At 70.4% G+C, this 23,072-nt stretch carries 21 protein-coding genes; 5 read left to right on the top strand and 16 right to left on the bottom strand.

Translation table 11 applies throughout. The features are described from left to right. The 4 genes from ACFVXA_RS33725 to atzF form a co-directional block, all read left to right on the top strand. Nucleotides 1-455 (top strand): DUF1989 domain-containing protein (locus ACFVXA_RS33725; protein WP_389470134.1); only part of this gene is annotated, 455 nt, incomplete at its 5' end. Nucleotides 456-478: 23 nt separating this feature from the next. Further along, nucleotides 479-1,162 (top strand): urea amidolyase associated protein UAAP2, encoded by a 684-nt coding sequence (locus ACFVXA_RS33730; RefSeq protein ID WP_389470137.1) that lies wholly within the window; start codon nt 479-481, stop codon nt 1,160-1,162. Then, on the top strand, nt 1,159-4,686 hold the full coding sequence (locus ACFVXA_RS33735) for a 5-oxoprolinase/urea amidolyase family protein (RefSeq protein WP_390028175.1): 3,528 nt from the start codon (nt 1,159-1,161) through the stop codon (nt 4,684-4,686). Before ACFVXA_RS33730 ends, ACFVXA_RS33735 begins: the two co-directional genes overlap by 4 nt. 152 nt (nt 4,687-4,838) lie before the next feature. Beyond that, a complete protein-coding gene (atzF, locus tag ACFVXA_RS33740; protein WP_390028177.1) occupies nt 4,839-6,497 on the top strand; it encodes an allophanate hydrolase in 1,659 nt (552 codons plus the stop codon). Between the two features lie 210 nt (nt 6,498-6,707). Here atzF and ACFVXA_RS33745 read toward each other — a convergent pair whose 3' ends face one another. From ACFVXA_RS33745 to ACFVXA_RS33800, 12 genes are all read right to left on the bottom strand, one after another. Then, nucleotides 6,708-9,569: a DEAD/DEAH box helicase gene (locus ACFVXA_RS33745; RefSeq protein ID WP_362020689.1), complete on the bottom strand. Its 2,862-nt coding sequence runs from the start codon at nt 9,567-9,569 to the stop codon at nt 6,708-6,710. A gap of 40 nt (nt 9,570-9,609) precedes the next feature. After that, entirely contained in the window at nt 9,610-10,500 is an 891-nt protein-coding gene (locus ACFVXA_RS33750; protein WP_383743086.1) for a diacylglycerol kinase, read from the bottom strand. A gap of 31 nt (nt 10,501-10,531) precedes the next feature. After that, nucleotides 10,532-11,479, bottom strand: coding sequence for a twin-arginine translocase subunit TatC (gene tatC, locus ACFVXA_RS33755; protein ID WP_383743082.1), 948 nt, complete (start codon nt 11,477-11,479; stop codon nt 10,532-10,534). A gap of 47 nt (nt 11,480-11,526) precedes the next feature. Continuing rightward, complete coding sequence (gene tatA, locus ACFVXA_RS33760) at nt 11,527-11,811, bottom strand: Sec-independent protein translocase subunit TatA (RefSeq protein ID WP_362020680.1); 285 nt, start codon at nt 11,809-11,811, stop codon at nt 11,527-11,529. A gap of 238 nt (nt 11,812-12,049) precedes the next feature. Next, entirely contained in the window at nt 12,050-12,244 is a 195-nt protein-coding gene (locus tag ACFVXA_RS33765) for a hypothetical protein (protein WP_362020677.1), read from the bottom strand. Between the two features lie 16 nt (nt 12,245-12,260). After that, nucleotides 12,261-12,521 carry a hypothetical protein gene (locus ACFVXA_RS33770; RefSeq protein WP_362021102.1) on the bottom strand — a complete coding sequence of 87 codons (261 nt, stop codon included), beginning with the start codon at nt 12,519-12,521 and terminating at the stop codon, nt 12,261-12,263. 185 nt (nt 12,522-12,706) lie between these two features. Further along, nucleotides 12,707-13,741 (bottom strand): WYL domain-containing protein, encoded by a 1,035-nt coding sequence (locus ACFVXA_RS33775; RefSeq protein ID WP_362020674.1) that lies wholly within the window; start codon nt 13,739-13,741, stop codon nt 12,707-12,709. Between the two features lie 16 nt (nt 13,742-13,757). Continuing rightward, nucleotides 13,758-14,735: a WYL domain-containing protein gene (locus tag ACFVXA_RS33780; RefSeq protein ID WP_362020671.1), complete on the bottom strand. Its 978-nt coding sequence runs from the start codon at nt 14,733-14,735 to the stop codon at nt 13,758-13,760. Nucleotides 14,736-14,934: 199 nt separating this feature from the next. After that, nucleotides 14,935-15,306, bottom strand: coding sequence for an FKBP-type peptidyl-prolyl cis-trans isomerase (locus tag ACFVXA_RS33785; protein WP_362020668.1), 372 nt, complete (start codon nt 15,304-15,306; stop codon nt 14,935-14,937). Nucleotides 15,307-15,375: 69 nt separating this feature from the next. Continuing rightward, nucleotides 15,376-16,383 carry an FKBP-type peptidyl-prolyl cis-trans isomerase gene (locus ACFVXA_RS33790; protein ID WP_362020665.1) on the bottom strand — a complete coding sequence of 336 codons (1,008 nt, stop codon included), beginning with the start codon at nt 16,381-16,383 and terminating at the stop codon, nt 15,376-15,378. Between the two features lie 129 nt (nt 16,384-16,512). Next, nucleotides 16,513-17,874, bottom strand: coding sequence for a Pup--protein ligase (pafA, locus tag ACFVXA_RS33795; protein ID WP_007499792.1), 1,362 nt, complete (start codon nt 17,872-17,874; stop codon nt 16,513-16,515). Between the two features lie 9 nt (nt 17,875-17,883). Then, on the bottom strand, nt 17,884-19,143 hold the full coding sequence (locus ACFVXA_RS33800) for an MFS transporter (RefSeq protein WP_384401615.1): 1,260 nt from the start codon (nt 19,141-19,143) through the stop codon (nt 17,884-17,886). 108 nt (nt 19,144-19,251) lie between these two features. Between ACFVXA_RS33800 and ACFVXA_RS33805 the strand changes: the two genes are divergently transcribed. Then, a complete protein-coding gene (locus ACFVXA_RS33805) occupies nt 19,252-20,262 on the top strand; it encodes a LacI family DNA-binding transcriptional regulator (RefSeq protein WP_389748112.1) in 1,011 nt (336 codons plus the stop codon). A gap of 325 nt (nt 20,263-20,587) precedes the next feature. Here ACFVXA_RS33805 and prcA read toward each other — a convergent pair whose 3' ends face one another. From prcA to ACFVXA_RS33825, 4 genes are read right to left on the bottom strand one after another with little or no spacing between them, the layout of a single operon-like run. Continuing rightward, nucleotides 20,588-21,334: a proteasome subunit alpha gene (prcA, locus tag ACFVXA_RS33810; RefSeq protein ID WP_362020655.1), complete on the bottom strand. Its 747-nt coding sequence runs from the start codon at nt 21,332-21,334 to the stop codon at nt 20,588-20,590. Nucleotides 21,335-21,391: 57 nt separating this feature from the next. Further along, a complete protein-coding gene (gene prcB / locus ACFVXA_RS33815; protein WP_362020653.1) occupies nt 21,392-22,237 on the bottom strand; it encodes a proteasome subunit beta in 846 nt (281 codons plus the stop codon). Then, on the bottom strand, nt 22,189-22,782 hold the full coding sequence (locus tag ACFVXA_RS33820; protein WP_390028194.1) for an endonuclease VII domain-containing protein: 594 nt from the start codon (nt 22,780-22,782) through the stop codon (nt 22,189-22,191). Before ACFVXA_RS33820 ends, prcB begins: the two co-directional genes overlap by 49 nt. A gap of 34 nt (nt 22,783-22,816) precedes the next feature. Then, nucleotides 22,817-23,035: a ubiquitin-like protein Pup gene (locus tag ACFVXA_RS33825; RefSeq protein ID WP_028801616.1), complete on the bottom strand. Its 219-nt coding sequence runs from the start codon at nt 23,033-23,035 to the stop codon at nt 22,817-22,819. Nucleotides 23,036-23,072 lie beyond the last annotated feature (37 nt).

The raw sequence follows: 23,072 nt of genomic DNA on the forward strand, positions 1-23,072 counted from the left end.
CCTCCGGGCGGCACGACGCGCTGTGCGGCACCTCCACGCTCGTACGCAACACGGAGCGGTACGGGGACGGCACTCCGCAGTCCGGCTCCCCCGCCGGGCGGGAGCTGTTCAAGCTGGCCGCCGCCAAGAACGGCCTGGAGCCACGCGATCTGCCGCCGTCGCTCTCCTTCTTCCAGGGCGTGCAGGTACGCGACGACGGCTCGCTGGACTTCACCGGCTCGGCCGGACCCGGCGGCAGCGTGACCCTGCGCGCCGAGCAGGACGTCACCGTACTGATCGCGAACGTGCCGCACCCCGCCGATCCACGCCCCGACTACGTGAGCACCCCCCTGGAGGTGCTCGCCTGGCGTGCCGCGGCAACCGAACCCGGCGACCCGCTCTGGGAGGCCACGCCCGAGAACCGCCGCGCCTTCCTCAACACCGCCGAATTCCTCGCCGCGAGGGGGCTCGCATGACCGGGAACCGCGAGGGGGCTCGCATGACCGAGAACCGCGAGGGAGCACGCGTGAGCGAGAACCGCCGCCCCGGAGCCCGCGTGAGCGAGAGCGCCGATGCCGTCCGGCGCACGAGCGTCGTTCCAGCCCGGGCCGCCTGGTCGGCCGTCGTCCGCACCGGCGAGACGCTCACCGTCACCGATCTGCACGGCAACCAGGCCGTCGACTTCCTGGTGTACGACGCCCATGACACGGCCGTCCGCTACAGCGCGCCCGACACGATCCACGCGCAGGGCAATCTCTTCCTCACCACCGGCAGTGTGCTGATGTCCAACGAGCACACCCCGCTGATGACCGTCGTCGAGGACGAGGTCGGCCGGCACGACACGGTCGGCGGGGCCTGCTCCAAGGAGTCGAACACCCTGCGCTACGGCCATCACACCTGGTCCCAGCACGCCTGCGTGGACAACTTCCTCGCGGAGGGCGCCAGGTACGGACTCGGGAAACGAGACCTCGTCTCGAACATCAACTGGTACATGAACGTGCCGGTCGAGAAGGACGGCACCCTCGGCATCGTCGACGGCATCTCCGCCCCCGGCCTCAGGCTGACGCTGCGCGCCGAGCGCGATGTGCTCGTGCTGGTCTCCAACTGCCCGCAGATCAACAACCCGTGCAACGGCTTCGAGCCGACGGCGGTCGAGATGACGATCAGCGAGGCGGGCGCATGACCTTCGACACGCTGCTGATCGCCAACCGGGGCGAGATCGCGGTCCGGATCATCCGCACCGCCCGCGAACTCGGCCTGCGCACGGTCGCCGTGTACTCCGACGCCGACCGCTCGGCGCCCCATGTGCGGCTCGCCGACGAGGCCGTACGCCTTGGCCCCGCGCCCGCGAAGGAGTCGTACCTCGACGCCGACCTGGTCCTGAAGGCGGCCAAGGACACGGGGGCCGGGGCGGTCCATCCCGGGTACGGCTTCCTCTCCGAGGACGCGGCGTTCGCGCGGCGCTGCGAGGACGCCGGGATCGTGTTCGTGGGGCCGACTCCGGAGCAACTGGAGCTGTTCGGCGCCAAACACACGGCTCGGGCGGCTGCCGAGGCGGCCGGAGTGCCGCTGGCGCCGGGCACGGGGCTGCTCGCGGATCTGGACGAGGCCCTCGTCCAGGCCGGCGGCATCGGCTACCCCGTGATGCTGAAGGCCACCGGTGGAGGTGGCGGCATCGGTATGTCGGCATGTCGCTCCGCCGACGAACTGGCCGAGGCCTGGGAGCGGGTGCAGCGCGTCGCCGCGGCCTCCTTCTCCTCGGCCGGGGTCTTCCTGGAGCGGCTCGTCGAGCACGCCCGCCATGTCGAGGTGCAGGTCTTCGGCGACGGCGCGGGCCGCGTCGTCACCTTCGGCGACCGCGACTGCTCCCTCCAACGCCGCAACCAGAAGGTCCTGGAGGAGGCACCCGCGCCAGGACTCCCCGCCCTCGTACGTGAACAACTCGCCGCGTCTGCCCGCGGCTTGTGCGCCTCGGTCGGCTACCGGTCCGCCGGAACCGTCGAGTTCGTCTACGACGCCGCCCGCGAGGAGGCGTACTTCCTGGAGGTCAACACCCGCCTCCAGGTGGAGCATCCGGTCACCGAGGAGATCTACGGCGTCGACCTGGTCGCCTGGATGCTGCGGCTCGCGCGCGGGGAGTGCGATGTCGTACGGGACCCGGGGGCGCCGCGCGGTCACGCCGTCGAGGCCCGCGTGTACGCCGAGGACCCCTCGCGCGAACACCGGCCGAGCGCGGGCCTGTTGACACGGGTCGAGTTCCCCGGCGGGGTCCGCGTGGACGGCTGGGTCGAGACGGGCACCGAGGTGACCACGTCGTACGATCCGATGCTCGCGAAGGTCATCGCGTACGGCTCGGACCGGACGCACGCCCTGGAGCGCCTGGACGCGGCGCTGGCCAGGACCCGGGTCGACGGCATCGAGACGAACCTGGGGCTGATACGGGCGGCGCTCGCCGAGCGGTCGTTCCGGGCGGCGACGCACTCGACCGCGACACTGGCCGGGGTCGCCGACCCGACGCCACGTGTCGAGGTCGTCTCCGGCGGGACGCTCACCACCGTGCAGGACTGGCCGGGCCGCACCGGCTACTGGCAGGTGGGCGTGCCGCCCTGCGGCCCGATGGACGACCTGTCGTTCCGGCTCGGCAACCGGGCGCTCGGCAACCACGAGGGCGCGCCGGGACTCGAATGCACACTGCGTGGGCCGACCCTGCGCTTCACGCACGCCACGACGGTCTGCGTCACGGGCGCCCCCGCGCCGGTCACGGTGGACGGTGCGGAAGTCGCCCAGTGGGAGCCGGTGACGGTGCCCGCGGGGGCCGTACTGGAGGTCGGGGCTCCCGCGGAACACGGCCTGCGCACCTACGTCCTGTTCGCGGGCGGGGGCCTGGACGTGCCGGCGTTCCTCGGCAGTGCTTCCACCTTCACGCTGGGCCGGTTCGGCGGCCACGGCGGCCGGACGCTGCGGACCGGGGATGTGCTGCACGGAGGGGCACTCACCGGCCACGGGGCGCCCGTGCCCGTGAGCGACAGGCCCGTCTTCGGGTCCGTATGGCGGGTCGGCGCCCTCGAAGGCCCGCACGCCGCGCCCGAGTTCTTCACCGAGGAGGACATCCACGACTTCTACGCCGCCGACTGGAAGGTCCACTTCAACTCGGCGCGCACGGGCGTCCGGCTGGTCGGTCCGAAGCCCCGCTGGGCACGCACGGACGGCGGCGAGGCGGGCCTGCACCCGTCCAACATCCACGACACGCCGTACTCGGTGGGCGCGGTCGACTACACCGGCGACATGCCGGTACTGCTCGGCCCGGACGGCCCCTCGCTCGGCGGCTTCGTCTGCCCGGCGACGGTCGTCAGCACGGAACGCTGGAAGCTCGGCCAGTTCCGCCCCGGTGACACCGTGCGCTTCGCGCCGCTCGCCGACGACGGCTCGCAGCGGCCCGCGATCGTCGACGGCGGGGTGCTCGCGCGGGACGGTGACGTGACGTACCGCCGCAGCGGCGACGACAACCTGCTGGTCGAATTCGGCCCCATGCAGCTCGACCTGGCCCTCCGGATGCGCGTCCACGCGCTGATGGAGGCGGTGGCGGAGGCGGCCCTCGACGGCGTCACGGACCTGACCCCCGGAATCCGCTCCCTGCAGATCCAGACGGACCCGCGCAGACTGCCGCAGCGCCAACTGCTCCCGGTCGTACGGCAGATAGTGGCGACGCTGCCGCCGAGCGACCAACTGGTGGTCCCCTCCCGCACGGTCCACCTCCCGCTCTCCTGGGACGACCCGGCCACCCGCGAGGCGATCGCCCGCTATATGGCGGGCGTCCGCGACGACGCCCCCTGGTGCCCGTGGAACATCGAGTTCATCCGCCGTGTGAACGGCCTGGACTCGGTGGACGACGTGTACCGCACGGTGTTCGACGCGGAGTACCTCGTCCTCGGCCTGGGCGACGTCTACCTGGGCGCCCCGGTGGCGACCCCGCTGGACCCGCGCCACCGCCTGGTCACGACGAAGTACAACCCGGCCCGCACCTGGACCGCCGAGAACTCGGTCGGCATAGGCGGCGCGTACCTCTGCGTCTACGGCATGGAGGGCCCGGGCGGCTACCAGTTCGTCGGCCGTACGACCCAGGTGTGGTCGGGCTGGCAGCAGCGCGGCGCGTTCGAGCCGGGCTCGCCCTGGCTGCTGCGCTTCTTCGACCGCATCAAGTGGTACCCGGTGGAGCCCGAGGAGCTGTTGCGGCTGCGGGCCGACATCACCTCCGGCCGCTTCGTCCCCCGCATCGAGGAGGGCACGTTCTCCCTGGCCGGCCACCAGGCCTTCCTCGCCGAGAACGCCGACTCCATCGCGGAGTTCCGATCCCGCCAGGGCGCCGCCTTCTCGGCGGAACGGGACGCGTGGGAGGCGGCGGGCGAGTTCACCCGCGCGGAAGCGGCGAGCGCACCGGCAGCGAGCGCCGCGGAGGTCTCCGTGCCCGAGGGCGGTCGTTTGGTGGAGGCCGAATTCGCCGCGTCGGTATGGCAGCTGAACGTCCGCCCTGGCGACGAGGTCACGGCCGGCCAACCCCTCCTCGCCCTGGAGGCGATGAAGATGGAGTCCAGGGTGGCCGCCCCGATCAACGGCGTGGTTCAGGAGATCCTGGCCAAGCCGGGCGACCAGGTGGAGGCGGGCACGGCACTGGTGGTTCTCGCGCCGACGGGTCCAACAGTGCCTTGAAACCAGCCTGTGGGTGTGTGGGCAGGCGTTCCGCAGAGCTCCTTGCCAACCCGCCCGGTCGTCTGTGGGCAGTCGTTGCGCAAGGCGGAACGGTGGAACGCAGACGACCCACCGGGCCGCAGTCGACAATCCACCCCAGGCAAGGAGCACCGATGCCGTCCCCCACTCTCACCCGGGTCCGACAGGCGTACGCCCGCATCGAAGCCGTCGACCGCCCCGAGGTCTGGATCGGCCTCCGCCCCCAGGCGGAGGCCGAGCAGGAGGCACGCGCCATCGACGCGCGCGTAGCCGCCGGCGAACACCTCCCCCTCGCGGGCAAGCTCTTCGCGGCGAAGGGCAACATCGACGTGGCAGGCCTCCCCACCACCGCCGCCTGCCCGGCCTACGCCTACACCCCGTGGGAAGACGCCCCCGTCGTCGCCCGCCTCCGCACAGCCGGTGCCCTGGCTCTCGGCACCACGAACCTCGACCAGTTCGCCACCGGCCTGGTAGGCACCCGTTCCCCCCACGGCGCCGTACGCAACGCACTGGACCCGACCAGGATCAGCGGTGGCTCCAGCTCGGGATCGGCCGTAGCCGTAGCCCTCGGCATCGTCGACTTCGCCCTCGGCACGGACACCGCCGGCTCGGGGCGCGTCCCCGCCGCTTTCAACGGCATCGTCGGCCTGAAGCCGACCCGCGGCCTGGTGCCCACGACGGGCGTCGTCCCGGCCTGCGCCTCGCTGGACTGCGTGACCGTCTTCGCCCGCACCCTCCCGGAGGCAGAGCAGGCCCTCGCGTTCATGGCGTCCCCTTCGGGCCGGGAACTGCCCGCGCTCCCCCAGCGGGCCCCCGGCCCCTGGCGCATCGCCGTCCCGCCGAGGGCACAGCTCGGCGAACTGGACGAGGGCTGGGCGGAGGCGTACGAGGCAGCCGTCGAGCGACTCGCAGCGGCGGGGGCGGAGATCCGGCACCTCGACCTCACCCCGTTCACCGATGCCGCCGCGATGCTCTACGAAGGCGCGTTCGTCGCCGAGCGATACACCGCCGTGGGGAGTTTTATCGACAAACTGATCGCCGAGGGCGACACGGGACTGGACCCGACCGTCGCCGGGATCATCACCCGCGCCCGGGACATCCCGGCCCACCAGCTGTACGCCGACCAGGACCGTCTGGCCGCCCTCCGGACCCGGGCACTCACCCAGCTCGGCGACGCGGACGCGCTGCTGCTGCCGACCGCGCCCGGCCATCCCACGCTCGCCGAGGTCGCCGCCGACCCGTTGGGCGCCAATGCCCGCCTGGGCCGCTTCACGAACTCCACCAACCTCTTCGACCTCGCGGCCGTCGCCGTCCCGGCCGGCCTCACACCCGCCGGCCTGCCCTTCGGCGTGATGCTGATCGGCCCCGCCTTCACCGACGAACGTCTCGCCCGGCTGGCCCGACTGCTCCAGCCGCGGCTACGGCTCGCGGTGGTGGGCGCCCACCTGTCCGGCCAGCCCCTCAATCCCCAACTTCTCTCACTGGGAGCGGAGTGGGAGCGTACGACGGCCACCGCACCGGTGTATCGCCTGCACGCGCTGTCCACCGCCCCGCCCAAGCCGGGCCTGGTCCACGTGGGCGAGGGTGGCGCCGCCGTCGAAACCGAGGTGTGGCGGCTGTCCGCGGAAGGCCTCGGGCAGTTGCTCGCCGCGCTCCCCCGGCCCATGGTCCTCGGGCAGGTCGAGCTGGCCGACGGCACCCACGCACCCGGATTCCTGTGCGAGCCCGACGCGCTCCCGGGCACCACCGACATCACGGCGTACGGCGGCTGGCGGGCGTACCTGAACCACTGATGCGGCGGGGGGGCGAAACCCGGTGAGACACGAACCGGCACCGCCCCCGCGGCAGGGGCGAACCCCGGTACGACGAACCGGCACCGCCCCTGCAACGGAGGCGAAACCCGCTACAACACGAACCCGAACCGCCCCTGCAAGGGAGGCGAAACTCGCTAATATGCGAACCGGCACCGCCTCACGCGTCACACCCCGCGCCTCACGACTCCGTCACCCCACCGACGAGTAAGCCACAACCCCCCGCAGCAGCCCGTCAACCGCCCGGCGCGCGTTCTTCGCCACGGTCGACCTCTCCCCGCCCGAGACGGGCGCGGCGGCCGCGATCTGCCCCAGCACGTCGATCACCTGCTTGCACCACCGCACGAAGTCACCGGCAGGCATCTCCGCCTCGCGCAGCACCTCGTCGAGCCCCTTGCCCGAGGCCCACTCGTACGCCGCCCAGGCGAAGCCGAGATCCGGCTCGCGCTGGCCGACACCCTCGGTCTGGGTGATCCGGAAGTCCTCCTCCAGCGCGTCGAGGCGGCCCCAGATACGCACCATCTCGCCCAGCGCGGCCTTCGCCTTGCCGGACGGCACCTTCGGTGCCATGGCGTCGTCGGCGACCCGGGACTCGTACACCAACGCCGAGACGCAGGCGGCGAGTTCGGCGGGGTCGAGCCCTTCCCAGACCCCGGCGCGCAGGCACTCACTCGCCAGCAGGTCCAGCTCGCCGTACAGCCGCGCCAGTCGCTTGCCGTGCTCGGTGACCTCGTCGGCGCGCAGATAGTCCAGCTCGGTGAGGAGGGCGACGATCCGGTCGAAGGTGCGGGCGATGGTGTTCGTGCGGCCCTCGATACGGCGCTCCAGCTGCGAGGTGTCGCGCTGCAGCCGGTGGTAGCGCTCGGCCCAACGGGCGTGGTCCTCACGGTCGTTGCACCCATGGCACGGATGGGCGCGGATCGCCGTGCGCAGCCGGGCGATCTCCCGGTCGTCGGCGGCCTGCGACCGCTTCTTGCCGTGCCGGTCGGGGACGATGTGCCCGGCCTTGGTGCGCAGCGCGGACGCCAGATCGCGCCGGGACTGCGGGGAACGCGGGTTGAAGGACTTGGGGATCCGCATCCGCTCCAGCGCCTCGACCGGCACCGGGAAGTCCATCGAGGCGAGCCGCTTCACCTGGCGCTCGGCGGTGAGCACCAGGGGGCGCGGGCCGTCGTGCTGCTCGAAGCCGCGGTAGCCGTTCGAACGGCCCGCGGGCAGGCCGGGGTCCAGCACCAGCGCCAGACCGGCGTACTTCCCGGTCGGGACGTGGATCACGTCACCGGGCTTGAGCTTCTCCAGGGCGACGGCCGCTTCGGCGCGCCGCTGGGCCGCGCCCTGCTTGGCCAGCTCGGTCTCGCGGTCCTTGAGCTCGCGGCGCAGCCGCATGTACTCGTCGAAGTCCCCGAGGTGGCAGGTCATGGACTCCCGGTAGCCCTCCAGACCCTCCTCGTTGCGCTGTACCTGCCGGGAGATCCCGACGACCGACTTGTCGGCCTGGAACTGCGCGAAGGACGTCTCCAGGAGCTCCCGCGAGCGGTGCCGCCCGAACTGCTCGACCAGGTTCACCGCCATGTTGTACGACGGCTTGAAGCTGGAGCGCAGCGGATAGGTGCGGGTGCCCGCGAGTCCCGCCAGGTGCTCGGGGCTGAAGCCGCGCTGCCACAGCACCACCGCGTGGCCCTCGACATCGATGCCGCGGCGGCCGGCGCGACCGGTCAGCTGGGTGTACTCACCAGGGGTGATGTCGGCATGCTGCTCGCCGTTCCACTTGACGAGCTTCTCCAACACCACCGAGCGGGCGGGCATGTTGATGCCGAGTGCGAGGGTTTCCGTCGCGAAGACGGCCTTGACCAGGCCGCGGACGAAGAGTTCCTCGACGACCTCCTTGAACGTCGGCAGCATGCCCGCGTGGTGGGCCGCGATGCCGCGCTCCAGGCCCTCCAGCCACTCGTAGTAGCCCAGGACGTGCAGGTCCTCGCTGGGGATGGAGGCGGTGCGCTCCTCGACGAGCTCGCGCACCCTGGCCCGCGCCTCGTCGTCGTTCAGCCGCAGCCCCGCGTACAGGCACTGCTGGACGGCGGCCTCGCAGGCCGCCCGGCTGAAGATGAACGTGATGGCGGGCAGCAGCCCTTCGGCGTCGAGCCGCTCGATGACCTCGGGGCGGCCGGGTGTCCACATGCGCGAGCGCTGTCTGCGCTCCCGCTCGCGGTCGGCCTCGCGCATGGCGCGGCCTCGCCTGCGGTCCTGGTACGACGGGCGGCTGGCCTCCATGCGCGCCATGCGCGTGAGGTCGGGGTTGACGGCCTTCTTGCTGCCCTCGCCCTCCTCGAAGAGGTCGTACATCCGGCGCCCGGCGAGCACGTGCTGGAACAGCGGCACGGGCCGGTGCTCGGAGACGATCACCTGGGTGTCGCCGCGCACGGTGTCCAGCCAGTCGCCGAACTCCTCCGCGTTCGACACCGTCGCCGAGAGTGACACCAGGGTCACCGACTCGGGGAGGTGGATGATCACTTCCTCCCAGACGGCGCCGCGGAAGCGGTCGGAGAGGTAGTGCACCTCGTCCATGACCACATGGCCGAGGCCGAGGAGGGTCTGCGAGCCCGCGTACAGCATGTTGCGCAGCACCTCGGTGGTCATCACGACCACCGGGGCTTCGGAGTTGACGCTGTTGTCGCCGGTGAGCAGGCCGACCTTGTCCGCGCCGTAACGGCGGCACAGGTCGGCGTACTTCTGGTTCGAGAGCGCCTTGATCGGCGTCGTGTAGAAGCACTTCTTGCCCTGCTGGAGGGCGAGATGGACGGCGAACTCGCCGACGATCGTCTTGCCCGAGCCGGTGGGCGCGGCCACCAGCACTCCCTTTCCGGCTTCGAGCGCCTGGCAGGCCTCGATCTGGAAGGGGTCGAGGCCGAAGTCGTACATCTCGCGGAAGGAGGCGAGCGCGGTGGCCTGCTCGACAGCGCGCTGTCGTGCTGCCGCATACCGCTCGGCCGGTGAGAGTTCCTCTGTCATCGTGCTTTCGAGACTACCGGGAGGCACTGACAACAGGACGATCAATATCCGGATCCACAGCGGGGAAACCCCGGATCCCCGCAGCTCAGGGAACCGCCACCCGCACCGCTGCCGGTATGCACCGCGCGGTCAGCGGCAGCGGCCCGAGCGGTTCACCGTCCGCGTACCCCGTGATGCCCTCCGCGACGAGTTCGACCTTGGCCGCCCGGTGCACGCTGACCTTGGGGTGGTCGAGGTGGGTGCCCCGGTAGACCTTCGGGAACACCTTGAGCAGCGTCGTACGGCTGCAGTCCCCGACGATCGTGATGTCGAAGAGCCCGTCGCCCAGGTCCGCGCCCGCGCAGATCTTCATGCCGCCGCCGTACGACGATCCGTTGCCGACGGCCACCAGGGTCGCCTCGATCTCCCGGACCTCGCCGTCGTCCAGCGTGATCCGGTACGGGAAGGGCCGGAAGGCGGCGAGTTCGGCGAGCATGGCGAGGTCGTACCTGAAGCGGCCGGTGGGCCATCGCATGCGGTTGCCGCGGTCGTTGACCCGGGAGTCGAAGCCGGAGGCGAGGACGGTGCCGAACCAGGTGTCGCCGACGCGCCCGAGGTCGACGTCGCGAAGCCGCGCCCCCTTGAGGGCCTCGGCGATCAGCCGTCCCGCGGCCGCCGGGTCGCGCACCGGGAGTCCCAGGGCCCGCGCGAAGTCGTTCCCGGTGCCGACGGCGATCAGGCCGAGTGGGGTACGGGTGCCTGCGACGGCCTGCAGGGCCAGGTTCGCCATGCCGTCGCCGCCGACGGCGATGAGGGCGCCGGTGCCGGCCTCGACGGCGGCCCGCGCGCGCGTGAGGGCGTCCTCAGCGTTCTCCCCGAGGATCGTACGGACGGAGAATCCGGCCGCCCGCAGAGCCGAAGCGGCCGGCTGCGCCGCATGAGCGCCCCGGCCGCGTCCCGCGGTGGGATTGACGAAGAGAGAGATCTCGCTGGTCACAGCCTCGACCCTACGAGGTCCGCGCGCTCCGTCAGGTCACGTCGTCATAACCGTTGACCCGGTCCGAGCTCGTCTGCTCGGGCAGCGCGCGGTGGGCCGACACGGTCTCGACCTCGCCGATGTCCTCGGGCGTGAGGTCGAGGTCGGAGGCCTCGTCGTCGGCCGGTCCCTCGGCGTCGCGCCGGCGCTTGCGCCGGTCGTTGGCGAGCGAGAACGCGACCGCGCCGAAGTACAGGATCCAGATGGGTCCGGCGAGCGCCAGCATCGTCAGCGGGTCGGTGCTGGGCGTGGCGAGGGCGGCGAAGACCGTGATGCCCATGATCATGCCGCGCCACCAGCCGAGCATGCGTTTGCCGCTGAGGATGCCCGTGAGGTTGAGCATGACCAGCAGCAGCGGCAGCTCGAAGGAGAGACCGAAGACGATCACCATGCGCGTGACGAGGTCGAGCAGATCGTCCAGCGGCAGCAGGTTGTTCACGCCGTTCGGCGTGAAGTCGATCAGGACCTTCGCGGTGGTGGGCAGCACCGCGTAGGCGAAGTAGGCGCCGCCGAGGAAGAGCGGAACGCCGGTCCCGACGAACGCGTACGCGTACTTCTTCTCGCTCTTGTGCAGGCCCGGCGCGACGAACGCCCAGAGCTGGTACAGCCAGACCGGCGAGGCGAGGGCGACACCGGCCATCAACGACACCTTCAGCGCCAGGGTGAAGGGCGCGAGCAGACCGTTGATGGTGATCTGCGCGCACTGCTTGCCCTTGGGCATCTTCGCCAGCTCGGCGAACGTCTTCGGACACCCGACCGAGTCCAGCACCGGCTTGGTGAAGAAGTTGATGATGTCGTTGTAGTAGAAGGCGGCGACGATCGTGACGATGACGATGGCCAGCATCGCCTTCGCGAGCCGGTTGCGCAGCTCACGAAGGTGCTCCGCGAGGGGCATCCGCCCCTCGGGATCCTTCTCCTTGTTGCGGGCAGACTTGAGCAACCCACGTTCCCATCTCGTGCGGCGGGCCGGAGGTCACCGGCCCTGCGTCAGCGCTTGGTCGTGTCCGTCGGCTCGGTGACCGGGCGGGAGCTGGTCACGTCGCCGGGGGCGGCCTGGATGGTGCGCTGCGCCGGGGGCTGCTCGTCGGTGTTCGGCGGGCCGGCCGGGGCGGGGGCGCTGCCCTCGTCCTTCATCGCCTTGGCCTCGCTCTTGAGGATGCGCGCGGACTTGCCGAGGGAGCGAGCCATGTCCGGAAGCTTCTTCGCGCCGAACAGCAGGATGATGACGACGAGGATGAGAATGATCTCGGGAGCTCCGAGCCTTCCGAACATAAGTCTTTACCTTCTCACCGAGGCTGCATGGTCGGGGTGCTGTGCGATCGGCCGGACATGTGTCCGATCGTCGTGATGACAGCGATCGTAACGCTCAGGGGTAAACGCGGGGCAATCCCTGTGCGTACTCCCAGTTCGCAACCCGCGCCTCATTCTCCGGGCCGCGACCAGCAGCGTACCTGCCGTTGCCGGAAAGGTGACAGGGCGAAAGCCGCTCCGAGCCCGACGCGCTCACGACTCACAGGGCATCCACAGAGCTCGCCGTGCTCACGGCCGCGCGCTCCAGATCCTCCGCCGCCCCGCTGATACGGCGCGCGGAGTCGGAGACCTGTCGGCCCAGCCGCTCCGCTTCGAGAAAGACACGGACGGCGAGCACCCCGAGAACGGCAACTCCCAGGAACCCCACAGCGATCGCACACATCGGCCAGAACATGACGTCGACCCTAGACCTAGAGGGTGGAGTGCAGGCGCAGGGTCCGCACCCCGCCACCGGTGAGCAGCTCGACGATCCGCTCACCCGCGGGCTTGCGCACGGCGGCGCCGCACTCGGGGCAGGTGAAGGAGTAGAAGGTGGTGCGGCTGCTGGCGCCGATGGCCAGGCGCAGGGCGCTCGCCTTGAGCTCGAAGCCGGACCGGCAGTCGGGGCAGGCCGCCTTGAACATCACGTCGAACACCCTTCTCATCCCGGCGAACGCCGTCACCACCGACATCTCCGGGGCACCCGTCGGCGCACCCGCGTTCCCGGGACCCCCGGCCTTCTCCGGCGTACCCGCTTTCCCGAGCGCCCCGGCCTTCTCCGGCGTACCCGCTTTCCCCGGAGCCCCGGCCTTCTCCGGCGTACCCGCTTTCCCCGGAGCCCCGGCCTTCTCCGGCGCACCCGACATCGACGACGTGCTCAAAGCTCCTGCTCCCGCCTGTCGTACGGTCCGTCCTGATCTCCGTGCGGCGCGTCCACCCCGTCCGGCCCGTCGTAGGCCGCGAGCGCCTCGCGGGCGGCCCGGCGGGCGCTGTCCGCGAGGTCCTGCGGCGACACGATCCGGCCGTCGCGGCCCAGGCGCAGGGCCAGCCGCCGCAACGACGTGGGGTCGGGCGTCCGCAGGGTGATACGCAGGCCGCCGTCCGGCAGCTCATCCGCGCTGTCGTGCGGGTAGTACTCGGCGACCCAGCGCCCACCGGGGCCGACCTCCACGACCACCTCGGGGTCCTCGGCCGCGGGCTGCACCAGGCCCTCGGAGAGGTCCCGCAGTTCGACCTCGGGAGGCGCGGACGGCTCGTCCAGGATGCGGATCTCGGCGACCCGGTCGAGCCGGAAGGTGCGGCGCGCCTCGGAGCGGCGGCACCAGGCCTCCACATAGGTGTGACCGACACTGACCAGGCGGATCGGGTCGATCTCGCGCTCGGTGAGCTCGTCGCGCGAGGGCGAGTAGTAGCGGATCCACAGCCGGCGCCGCTCGGAGATCGCCCGGTCGACGTCGGCGAAGACACCGCCCTCGGACTCGAAGGTCACCGACAGCCGGGAGCTGGCGCCCGCCGCCTCGCCCGAGGCGGTCTCCACCTTGGCGGTGGCGCGCAGCAGCGCCTGCCGGTCGCCCTCGCGCAGACCGGGCAGCGTGGACACGGCCCGGGCGGCGACCAGCAGCGCGGTCGCCTCGTCGGCGGCGATACGCAGGGGCTCGGCGAGGTCGTCCGGGTTGTGCCACCAGATCCGGTCGCCGTCGGTGTCGATGTCGAGCAGATCGCCGCCGCGGAAGCTGGTCCCGCACAGCGGCAGCACGTCGAGGTCGGAGATCAGCTCGTCCTCGGTGATCCCGAAGGCCCGGGCGACGTCGCCGACGCGTGCGCCGGGGCGCTCGCGCAGATACGTCACCAGGGAGAGCATGCGCCGGGTCTGGTCGATCGCGTTCGTGGGCCTGGCCGGTTTTCCTGCCACTTTCCTACGTTCCCCCTCAGCCCTTGGCCACGGCGCGCAGCCGGTCCACCACATCGGCCCGCAGTTCGGCCGGCTCCAGGACCACCACGTCGGGCCCGAACTCGACGAGCCAGGCGTCCAGGCCGTGCCCGTACGGAATCTCCAACTCGTCCCAGCCGTCGCCCCGTTCCCGTACCGAGACGGCCTTGGCGCGCAGCGGGTAGCCCGAGCCGCTCCGCAGCCGGATCCGCGCGGAGCGGTCGGCGATCTCCCCCGCCCAGCCCGCGACGGTCTCACGCACGGTGACGACGTCGGGCACCTCGGCCGTGTACCGCCCGGCGCGGGTGCGGACCTTTCCGGTGATCCGGGAGAGCCGGAAGACGCGCTCGGCGCCGCGGTCCCGGTCCCAGCCCGCCAGGTACCAGTGGCCGCGCCAGCACTCCAGGGCCCACGGCTCGACGTGCCGGGTCTCGGGGCGCGCGGCGGTGGCCTTGCGGTAATCGAAGATGACGGGGCGGCGGTCGCGACAGGCGAGCATCAGCGGTTCGAAGGCCGCCTCGTGCACGGGGATGTACGGCTCCAGGGCGCCATGCGCCTCGTACGGGTCGACGTCCTCGGGCAGGCCCGCGGCGCGCAGCTTCTGCAGGGCGCCGCTCGCGGCACCGGCCAGCCTGGCCTGCTGCCAGACCTTGGCGGCGAGGCCGAGAGCGGCGGCCTCCTCGGCGTCCAGTGTGATGGGGGGCAGCCGGTTGCTGTCGCGGCGGGCGAGGTAGCCGACCTCGCCGTCGAGGTTCTCCACGGTCTCGATGACCAGGCCGAGCTCGCGCAGATCGTCCTTGTCGCGCTCGAACATCCTGTTGAAGGAGTCGTCCGAGCCACCCGCGCCTTTGCCCGGCCCGAAGGCCTCGACGTACGCCTCGATGGACTCGCGCAGCTCGCGCTTGCTGAGCGGCCGCCGTGTCCCGAGCAGACACAGCGCCAGGTTCATCAGCCGCTCGGCCTTGGCAATGGCCATCGACGCCCTTCCCTATGGTGCTTCCGACCGATGACCGTACCGCTCCGGAGTGGCGTGGCAAAAGCCGAGGGCCCATGCCCGGACAGGCATGGGCCCCAGGTGATCGGGTCCGGTCAGACCCTGATCACACGGCGTACGAAGATCGGGCCACATCCCGACCTACGTGATGATCGGACCGGAGCCCGATCTCGCGGGTGGATCAGACCGAAACGAGGTCGCAGACGAAGATCAGCGTCTCGCCCGGGGCGATCCGGCCGCCGGCGCCGCGGTCGCCGTAGGCGAGGTGGGCCGGGATGATCAGCTGGCGGCGGCCGCCGACCTTCATGCCCTGCACGCCCTGGTCCCAGCCGCTGATGACCTGGCCGACACCGAGCTGGAACTCGAGCGGGGTGCCGCGGTTCCAGGAGGCGTCGAACTCCTCGCCGGTGGAGAAGGCCACGCCGACGTAGTGGACCTTGACGAAGTCCCCGGCCTTGGCGACCGGGCCGTCGCCCTCCCAGATGTCCTTGATCTCGAGGTCCGCCGGGGGCTCGCCGCCCGGGAAGTCGATCTCGGGCTTGTCGATGCTCACGTCTCTAGCTCCTGCTTGTTCGCGTAAAGGCCTTGAGGCAACAACGACACTCTCACATCCCCGAAGGCGTTACATCTTCGCCAGGATGTCGACGCTGAAGACGAGGGTGGAGTCCTTCTTGATGCCGCTGCCGCTGGGCGGGTTGTCGCCGTAGCCCAGGCTGGGCGGGACGACGATGAGGACGCGGCTGCCCACCTTCTTGCCGGTCAGGCCCTGGGACCAGCCCTTGACCACCTGCTGGAGCGAGAACGAGGTCAGCGAGCCCCGGCTGTACGTGGAGTCGAACTCCTTGCCGTCGGCCCAGAGCACCCCCTTGTACTGCACCAGGACGCTGCTGTCCGCCTTGACCACGTCACCGTCGCCCTCGATGACGTAGTTCGCCACGAGATTCGTCGGGGCGGCCGCCTTCGGTACGTCGATGGAGGGGGCCTTGCCGTCGGTGTTGGTGCCGACCTTCGGGAGGGCGGCGTCGTTCTGTGCGACGGTCTTGCCCTTGGCGGAGCTCTTGGCATTGAAGGTGTTCTGGATGTCCACGACGAACACCAGTGTGTCGGTGCCCTTGATGCCCGCCTGCGTGTTGCCCTGCGTGCCGTAACCCCAGGTCGGCGGCACGGCCATCTCGACGCGGCTGCCCACCTTCTTGCCCACCAGGCCGTAGCGCCAGCCGTCGATGATGCCGCCCTGCGCGAGCTGGATGACCAGCGGGGTCTTGCGGTCGTAGGAGTTGTCGAAGACCTTCGCTGTGTCCCAGACCTGGCCCAGGTAGTTCGCCTGGATGTAGTCGTTCTCCGCGACCGTCGTGCCGCCGCCCGCGATGACCGTCTTGACCGCCAGGTCCTTCGACGGGTCCCCGGTGCCCTTGGCGACGGTCGGCTTCTCGTCGAACTTCGTACCGGCGGTGATGGCCGGCAGCGGGCCGTCGACGATCTTCGGCGGCGGCGGGGCGGAGGCCGAGGCGGAGGCCGAAGGCGACGGGCTGCTGCTGGACTTGGCCGTATCTGACTTGCCGTTGTCACCGCATCCGGCGAGTGTGACCAGTCCAGCGGGGACGGCGAGAAGGAGTGAGCGTCGGCGCACGGTGGGGGCCTCGTATCGGTCGATCTTGGTTGATGGCGTGCGCGCAACTCTACGACGTGAGAAGGGCGCCGTACGGAAAACGTACGGCGCCCCGCGTTGCGTTCCTCGATCATTTGCGGAACACGCAGCTCACATTCCCGCGATGAGCTTCTCCACCCTGTCGTCGACGGAACGGAACGGGTCCTTGCACAACACCGTGCGCTGCGCCTGGTCGTTCAGCTTGAGATGGACCCAGTCGACGGTGAAATCGCGGCGCTGTTCCTGAGCACGCCGGATGAAGTCGCCGCGCAGTCGCGCCCGAGTGGTCTGCGGGGGCACGGACTTGCCCTCGAAGATCTTCAAGTCGTTGCAGATCCGCGCGGCTTGCCCCTTGCGCTCCAGCAGGTAGTACAGGCCGCGGCGACGGTGGATGTCGTGGTAGGCGAGGTCTATCTGCGCGACCCGCGGGTGCGACATCGTCATATTGTGCTTGGCTCGGTACCGCTCGATGAGCTGGTACTTCATCACCCAGTCGATCTCGGTGCCGATCCGGTCGAGGTCCTCGGCCTCGATCGCGTCGAGGGTGCGGCCCCACAGCTCGAGGACCTGCTCGACGGTTCCGGTGCGGATGCCGCGGCGCTCGCAGAAGTCCACGGCCTTCTCGTAGTACTCGCGCTGCACTTCGAGCGCGGAGGCCTCACGGCCGCTGGCCAGACGCACCTTGCGGCGGCCCGTGATGTCGTGGCTGACCTCGCGGATCGCCCGGATCGGGTTCTCCAGGGTGAGGTCGCGCATGACCGTGCCGGCCTCGATCATGCGCAGCACGAGGTCGGTGGCTCCGACCTTGAGGAGCATGGTCGTCTCGGACATGTTCGAGTCGCCGACGATGACGTGCAGCCTGCGGTAGCGCTCGGCGTCCGCGTGCGGTTCGTCGCGGGTGTTGATGATGGGCCGGGAGCGGGTCGTCGCGGAGCTGACGCCCTCCCAGATGTGCTCGGCACGCTGGCTGACGCAGTACACGGCCCCGCGCGGGGTCTGCAGCACCTTGCCGGCACCGCACAGCAGCTGCCTGGTGACGAGGAACGGAATGAGGATGTCCGCGAGTCGGGAGAACTCCCCGTGCCGGGCCACCAGATAGTTCTCGTGGCACCCGTAGGAGTTGCCCGCCGAGTCGGTGTTGTTCTTGAACAGGTAGACGTCGCCCGCGATTCCTTCCTCGTGCAGGCGTCGTTCGGCGTCCACCAGGAGTCCTTCGAGAATGCGCTCGCCGGCCTTGTCGTGGGTGACGAGCTCCGTCACGTTGTCACATTCGGGTGTCGCGTATTCCGGATGTGATCCCACGTCGAGATAGAGGCGGGCACCGTTCCGCAGAAAGACATTGCTGCTGCGGCCCCATGACACGACACGGCGGAAGAGGTACCGCGCCACCTCGTCGGGAGACAGGCGGCGCTGTCCCCTGAACGTACACGTGACGCCGTACTCGTTCTCCAGCCCGAAAATGCGGCGGTCCATGACTGAACATTACGCCCGATCCCCCGAGCTGAAACGGGGTTCGACGGCACGGTTTGGATCATTTTCCGATGAGACCGCAACCACCGCCCCCTTCCCGGTAGCTGCGAGGACCCGCCCCGTGGCCAGCAGAACCACCAGCGCGGCGGCCCCCGCGGCACCCGGTACGGCGAAGCCCCACACCGCTCCGCCCCGCTCGACTACCGGGCCGGCGAGACCCGTTCCGACGGACGCGCCCACGGTGAACGTCGTCACGAGCCAGGAGAAGGCCTCGGTGACGGTGCCGCGCGGCGCGTGCCGGTCGACCAGGACGAACGCGCAGGCGATGCAGGGCGCCAGGAAGACTCCGGCGAGCGTGGTGAGCGCCGTCATGGCGACCGGGCCCGGCACCAGCGTCAGTGGCAGATAACACACCGCCAGAAGGGCGACGAGCACCCGCAGTCGCCGCTCGGGCGTACCACCCCACTGCCGCATGCCGTACACTACGCCGCCGATGAGGGCGCCGAGGCCGATGCCGGCCATCAGCCAGCCGTACACCGCGTCCCCGCCGTGGCCGTCGGCGTACGACACCGCGGCCACCGTGATCGAGCCCAGGGCGATCCCTACGAACAGGAACGCGCCGAGCAGGGCCAGCAGGCCGGGCGAACGCAGCGCGCCGAGCCAGTGCGCCTCGCGCGGGGCCGAGCGCCACGCCCGCGAGGGCGCCGAGAGGACCACGGAGAGGGCGCCCAGGACGCCGATGACGTTCAGGACGAGCAGCGCGGCCTGAGCGGACCAGAGCGCCACGCACAGCGTCACGAGCAGCGGTCCGACCGTGAACATCACTTCCTGCGCCACCGCGTCCATCGCGTACGCGGTGTGCACCTGCTCCTCCCCGCGGAGGACGGAGGGCCACAGCGCACGCAGACCGCCTTCCAGGGGCGGCGTGAAGAGCCCGGCGACAGCCATGGAGACATACGCGAGCGGCAGCGGATCGGTGCCCGCGAACGCGAACACGCTCATCCCGAGGGCCGAGACGAGCGCGGCGGGCAATTGCACCCGCGGCTGCCCGTAGACGTCCACGAGCCGGCCGAGCAGCGGCTGCCCCACGGCGTTGGACACGCCGTACACGGCGGCCAGCGCGCCCGCCAGGCTGTACGTGCCGCCCTCGGCCCGGATGAAGAGCACCACGGCGATGGCGGCGGTGGCGTTCGGCAGCCGCCCTGTGAGCGTGCCGACGAGCAGCCGAGCGGCATGCCTCGCCTTGAGGATCTCCAGGTATCCCGCGGCCATGTCATGCCCTTCTCGTAGCGCGTGACGTGTCAGGTTTTACGTATAACGTCGCCTCCCATACGTACCATGTGCGCTGTCCGCGAGTCCAGACGAGGGAGCAGGTCCACGGTGGCACGAGCTAGCACGCGCCCCACGAGCCGGGACGTCGCCCAGGCCGCCGGGGTGTCCCAGGCGGCCGTCTCGCTGGTGCTCGGCGACAAGTGGCGCGGCCGGGTCTCCGCGGCCACGGCGGAGCGCGTCCGGGAAGCCGCCCAGGAGCTCGGCTACCGCCCGAACCTGGCCGCCCGCAACCTGCGCCTCGGCCGCACCCGCACGGTCCTCCTGGTGGTCCCCGCGCTCACCACCGAGTTCTTCGCGGGCGTCTACACGGGGGCGGCCCGCGTCGCGGCCGAGCACGGCTTCGGCGTGGTCCTGTACCCCTCTCCCGAGGGTATCGGTCCCGCCCGCGACCCGTTCGGTTCGGCGGCCGCCGCCCTCGACGGTGTGATCGCCTCCTCCATGGCCGCCGACGCCCTCACGGCGATCCGCGGGGACCAGCTCCCCCTGGTGATGCTCGACAGCGACCCGGAGGGCAGCCTGGGCGCCGCCACGGTCAATCTCGACATCCGCGACGGTGTACGCCAGGTCGCCGAGCATCTCCTCGCCCTGGGCCACCGCCGCTTCCTGCACCTCGCGGCCGACATCCCCTCCTGGACCTTCGAGATCCGCGCCCGGGAACTGGCCACCCGCCTCGCCGAGGTCCCCGGCACGGAGCTCCGCACGGCCCGCGCCCCCATCTCCTTCGAGGACGCCCTCACAGCCGCCGGAACCGCTCTCACCGCCGCTTCCCCCCGCCCCACCGCTCTGGTCTGCGACGACGACAAGCTCGCAGCGGGCGCCTACAAGGCGGCCCGCCGCCTGGGCCTGCGCATCCCCGACGACATCTCCATCACCGGCCTGGACGACCTGGCGCTGGCCCGAGCCATGGACCCCGAGCTGACCACCGTCCGCCTCGACGCCGAGCTGTTCGGCCAACGCGGCATGGAGGCCCTCCTGGCCGTCCTGGAGGGCCGAACCCCCCGCGAGGGCGACATCCCCGTCGAACTGGTCGTACGGGGTTCCACGGCACCCCCACGCTAGCCAGCGGCCAGCACTCGCCCGCACCCGCCGACGCACGGAAGGGGCCGTGCCGGTACATCACATGCCCGTCGCGTACGTTCGGATCGAGCAGCGGCTCCCCACGGACCGACGTCTGATCCGGCGGCGACGGGCTTGATGTACCGGCACGGCCCCGACCCACCCACCGACGGATAGCAGACCGCCCCGCCCGGCAGACACACCAAGACGCACGAAGGCGCACGGAAACGCACCAAGACGGACCATCACGCACGGAGACCCACGGAAACGCCGAGCGCCCCGGCCGGAAGAGGCCGGGGCGCGCAAGGGGGCAAGGGCAGAGCCGAGATCACTCCTCGTCGTCGGCGTCCTCGGCCTCAGTGGCGGTCTCCGCGCCACCCGCCTCCAGCAGCCGGTCCAGCTGACGCCCCACGATCCGCTTGAACTTGCGCTGCTGCGGCCGCGTACGGTCCAGCACCGCGACCTCGAGGCGCTCCGCGGGAATCTCCCGCTCACCACCGTTCGGCTCGCGCGACAGCGACTGCACCGCCAGCTTCAGCGCCTCCGCCAGCGACATGCCGTCCTGGTGCCGCTGGTCGAGATAGCTGCTGATCTGCTCGGCATTGCCACCGACCGCGACCGAGCCGTGCTCATCCACGATCGACCCGTCGTGCGGCAGCCGATAGATCTGGTCGCCCTCGGGGGTCTCCCCCACCTCGGCGACCACCAGCTCCACCTCGTACGGCTTCTCGGCCGCGCTCGAGAAGATCGTGCCCAGCGTCTGGGCGTAGACATTGGCGAGACCACGGGCGGTCACGTCATCACGGTCATAGGTGTAACCCCGCAGATCGGCGTAGCGGACGCCGCCGATCCGAAGGTTCTCGTATTCGTTGTACTTGCCGGCGGCCGCGAAGCCGATCCGGTCGTAGATCTCGCTGAACTTGTGCAGCGCACGGGACGGGTTCTCGCCGACGAACACGATGCCGTCGGCGTACTGCAGCACGACGAGGCTGCGGCCACGGGCGATGCCCTTGCGGGCGTACTCCGCCCGGTCGGCCATGGCCTGCTGGGGTGAGACATAGAACGGCGTCGACACCGGTTATCCGTCCCTTTCTGTCGAAGTCACTGGATCACCTTCTAAAAGAGCCCGGGCTCAGAGCAGCGCGGCCCGCGGGCCGTCGGGCTGCTCGAGGCGTCGCTCCAGAATCGCGCGGGCGATCTCGGAGGACTCCTCGTCGGTGAGCCGGCGGAAGCCGTCCTCGGTGATCACGGTGACGATCGGGTAGATCCGGCGGGCGACATCGGGACCACCGGTCGCCGAGTCGTCGTCGGCCGCGTCGTACAGGGCCTGGACGACCAAGGTGGTGGCCTGCTCCTCGTTCAGATCCTGGCGGTAGAGCTTCTTCATGGCGCCGCGCGCGAAGAGCGAGCCGGAGCCCGTGGCCGCGTAGCCGTGCTCCTCGGAGCGGCCGCCCGTGACGTCGTAGGAGAAGATGCGGCCCTTGCCGCGGTCCACGTCGAACCCGGCGAAGAGCGGGACCACGGCCAGGCCCTGCATGGCCATGCCGAGGTTGGAACGGATCATCGTGGAGAGGCGGTTCGCCTTGCCCTCCAGGGAGAGTTGGGCGCCCTCCACCTTCTCGAAGTGCTCCAGCTCCAGCTGGAACAGCTTCACCATCTCCACGGCCAGACCCGCCGTACCGGCGATGCCCACCGCCGAGTACTCGTCGGCGGGGAAGACCTTCTCGATGTCGCGCTGGGCGATGACATTGCCCATGGTGGCTCGCCGGTCACCGGCGAGCACCACGCCGCCGGGGAACGTGGTGGCGACGATGGTCGTGCCGTGCGGGGCCTCGATCACACCCTGGACCGGCGGCAGCTGCCGCTTGCCCGGGAGCATTTCCGGCTGGTGCTCGGCGAGGAAGTCCATGAAGGACGACGACCCAGGCGTCAGGAAGGCAGCTGGTAGACGCCCGGTGCTACGAGTGTTGGCTTCCACGAGGATCCTTCCAAGTAGGCGGCAGCCCGACGAACAGCGTCGGGATCATCTCCCAACTTGCCGATGGCCGAATTGCAGTTGAAGCACAGTACGCCACGGACCCTACCCGTCTCGTGGCAGTGATCCACATGAACTGCAGGAGCTTTCAAACAGATCACACAGAGCCCCATGTGAGAAGCGATCATCTCGTCCCGTTCGGCTTCGGTCATGCCGTACTGGCGCTTGAGGTGACCTTCTCGCCCCCGGATGACCTTGCATGCTTTACAGCAGGTCGCAAGGCCATCCGATGCGGAGGCATTGTGATGCCACTCGCTATGGGGCTTGATCTCGCCACAGCCCCTACAGAACTTGTGCCCCTCGGGCACATCCACTCGAGGCCGAACGTTCCGCCCCTTGGCAAGCTGCCGCTCCTGGTGGTGCGCCGCAGCACACGTACGACAGTAGGCCTGCAGCCCGTCGCGCAGCGGCTTGTGACTCGCGAAGGCTGTCCGCGGTTTGCGCTCCTTGCACCGCGAACAGCGCTTCCCGGTCAGACCGTCCGGCACTCGCAGCCCCCGGACCTTCGATTCAAAGGTGGAATCATTCCCCACCCTTCTGAACGAAGCTTCGAACGAAGTCCTCGGCGTTCTCCTCCAAGACGTCGTCGATCTCGTCCAGGACTGAGTCGACATCGTCGCTCAGCTTCTCCTGGCGCTCCTTCAGGTCGTCGGAAGCCTGCGCGTCCTGCGCCTGCTCCTCGACCTCCTCGGTGGAACGCGTCGCCTTCTGCTGTCCGCCGCCGGTGTCCTTGGTCGCCATAACCCTCACCCCGCTCGGTTCGACGTTCTTGATCAGA

The organism is Streptomyces sp. NPDC058246, assembly GCF_042881985.1.
Taxonomy (GTDB): domain Bacteria; phylum Actinomycetota; class Actinomycetes; order Streptomycetales; family Streptomycetaceae; genus Streptomyces.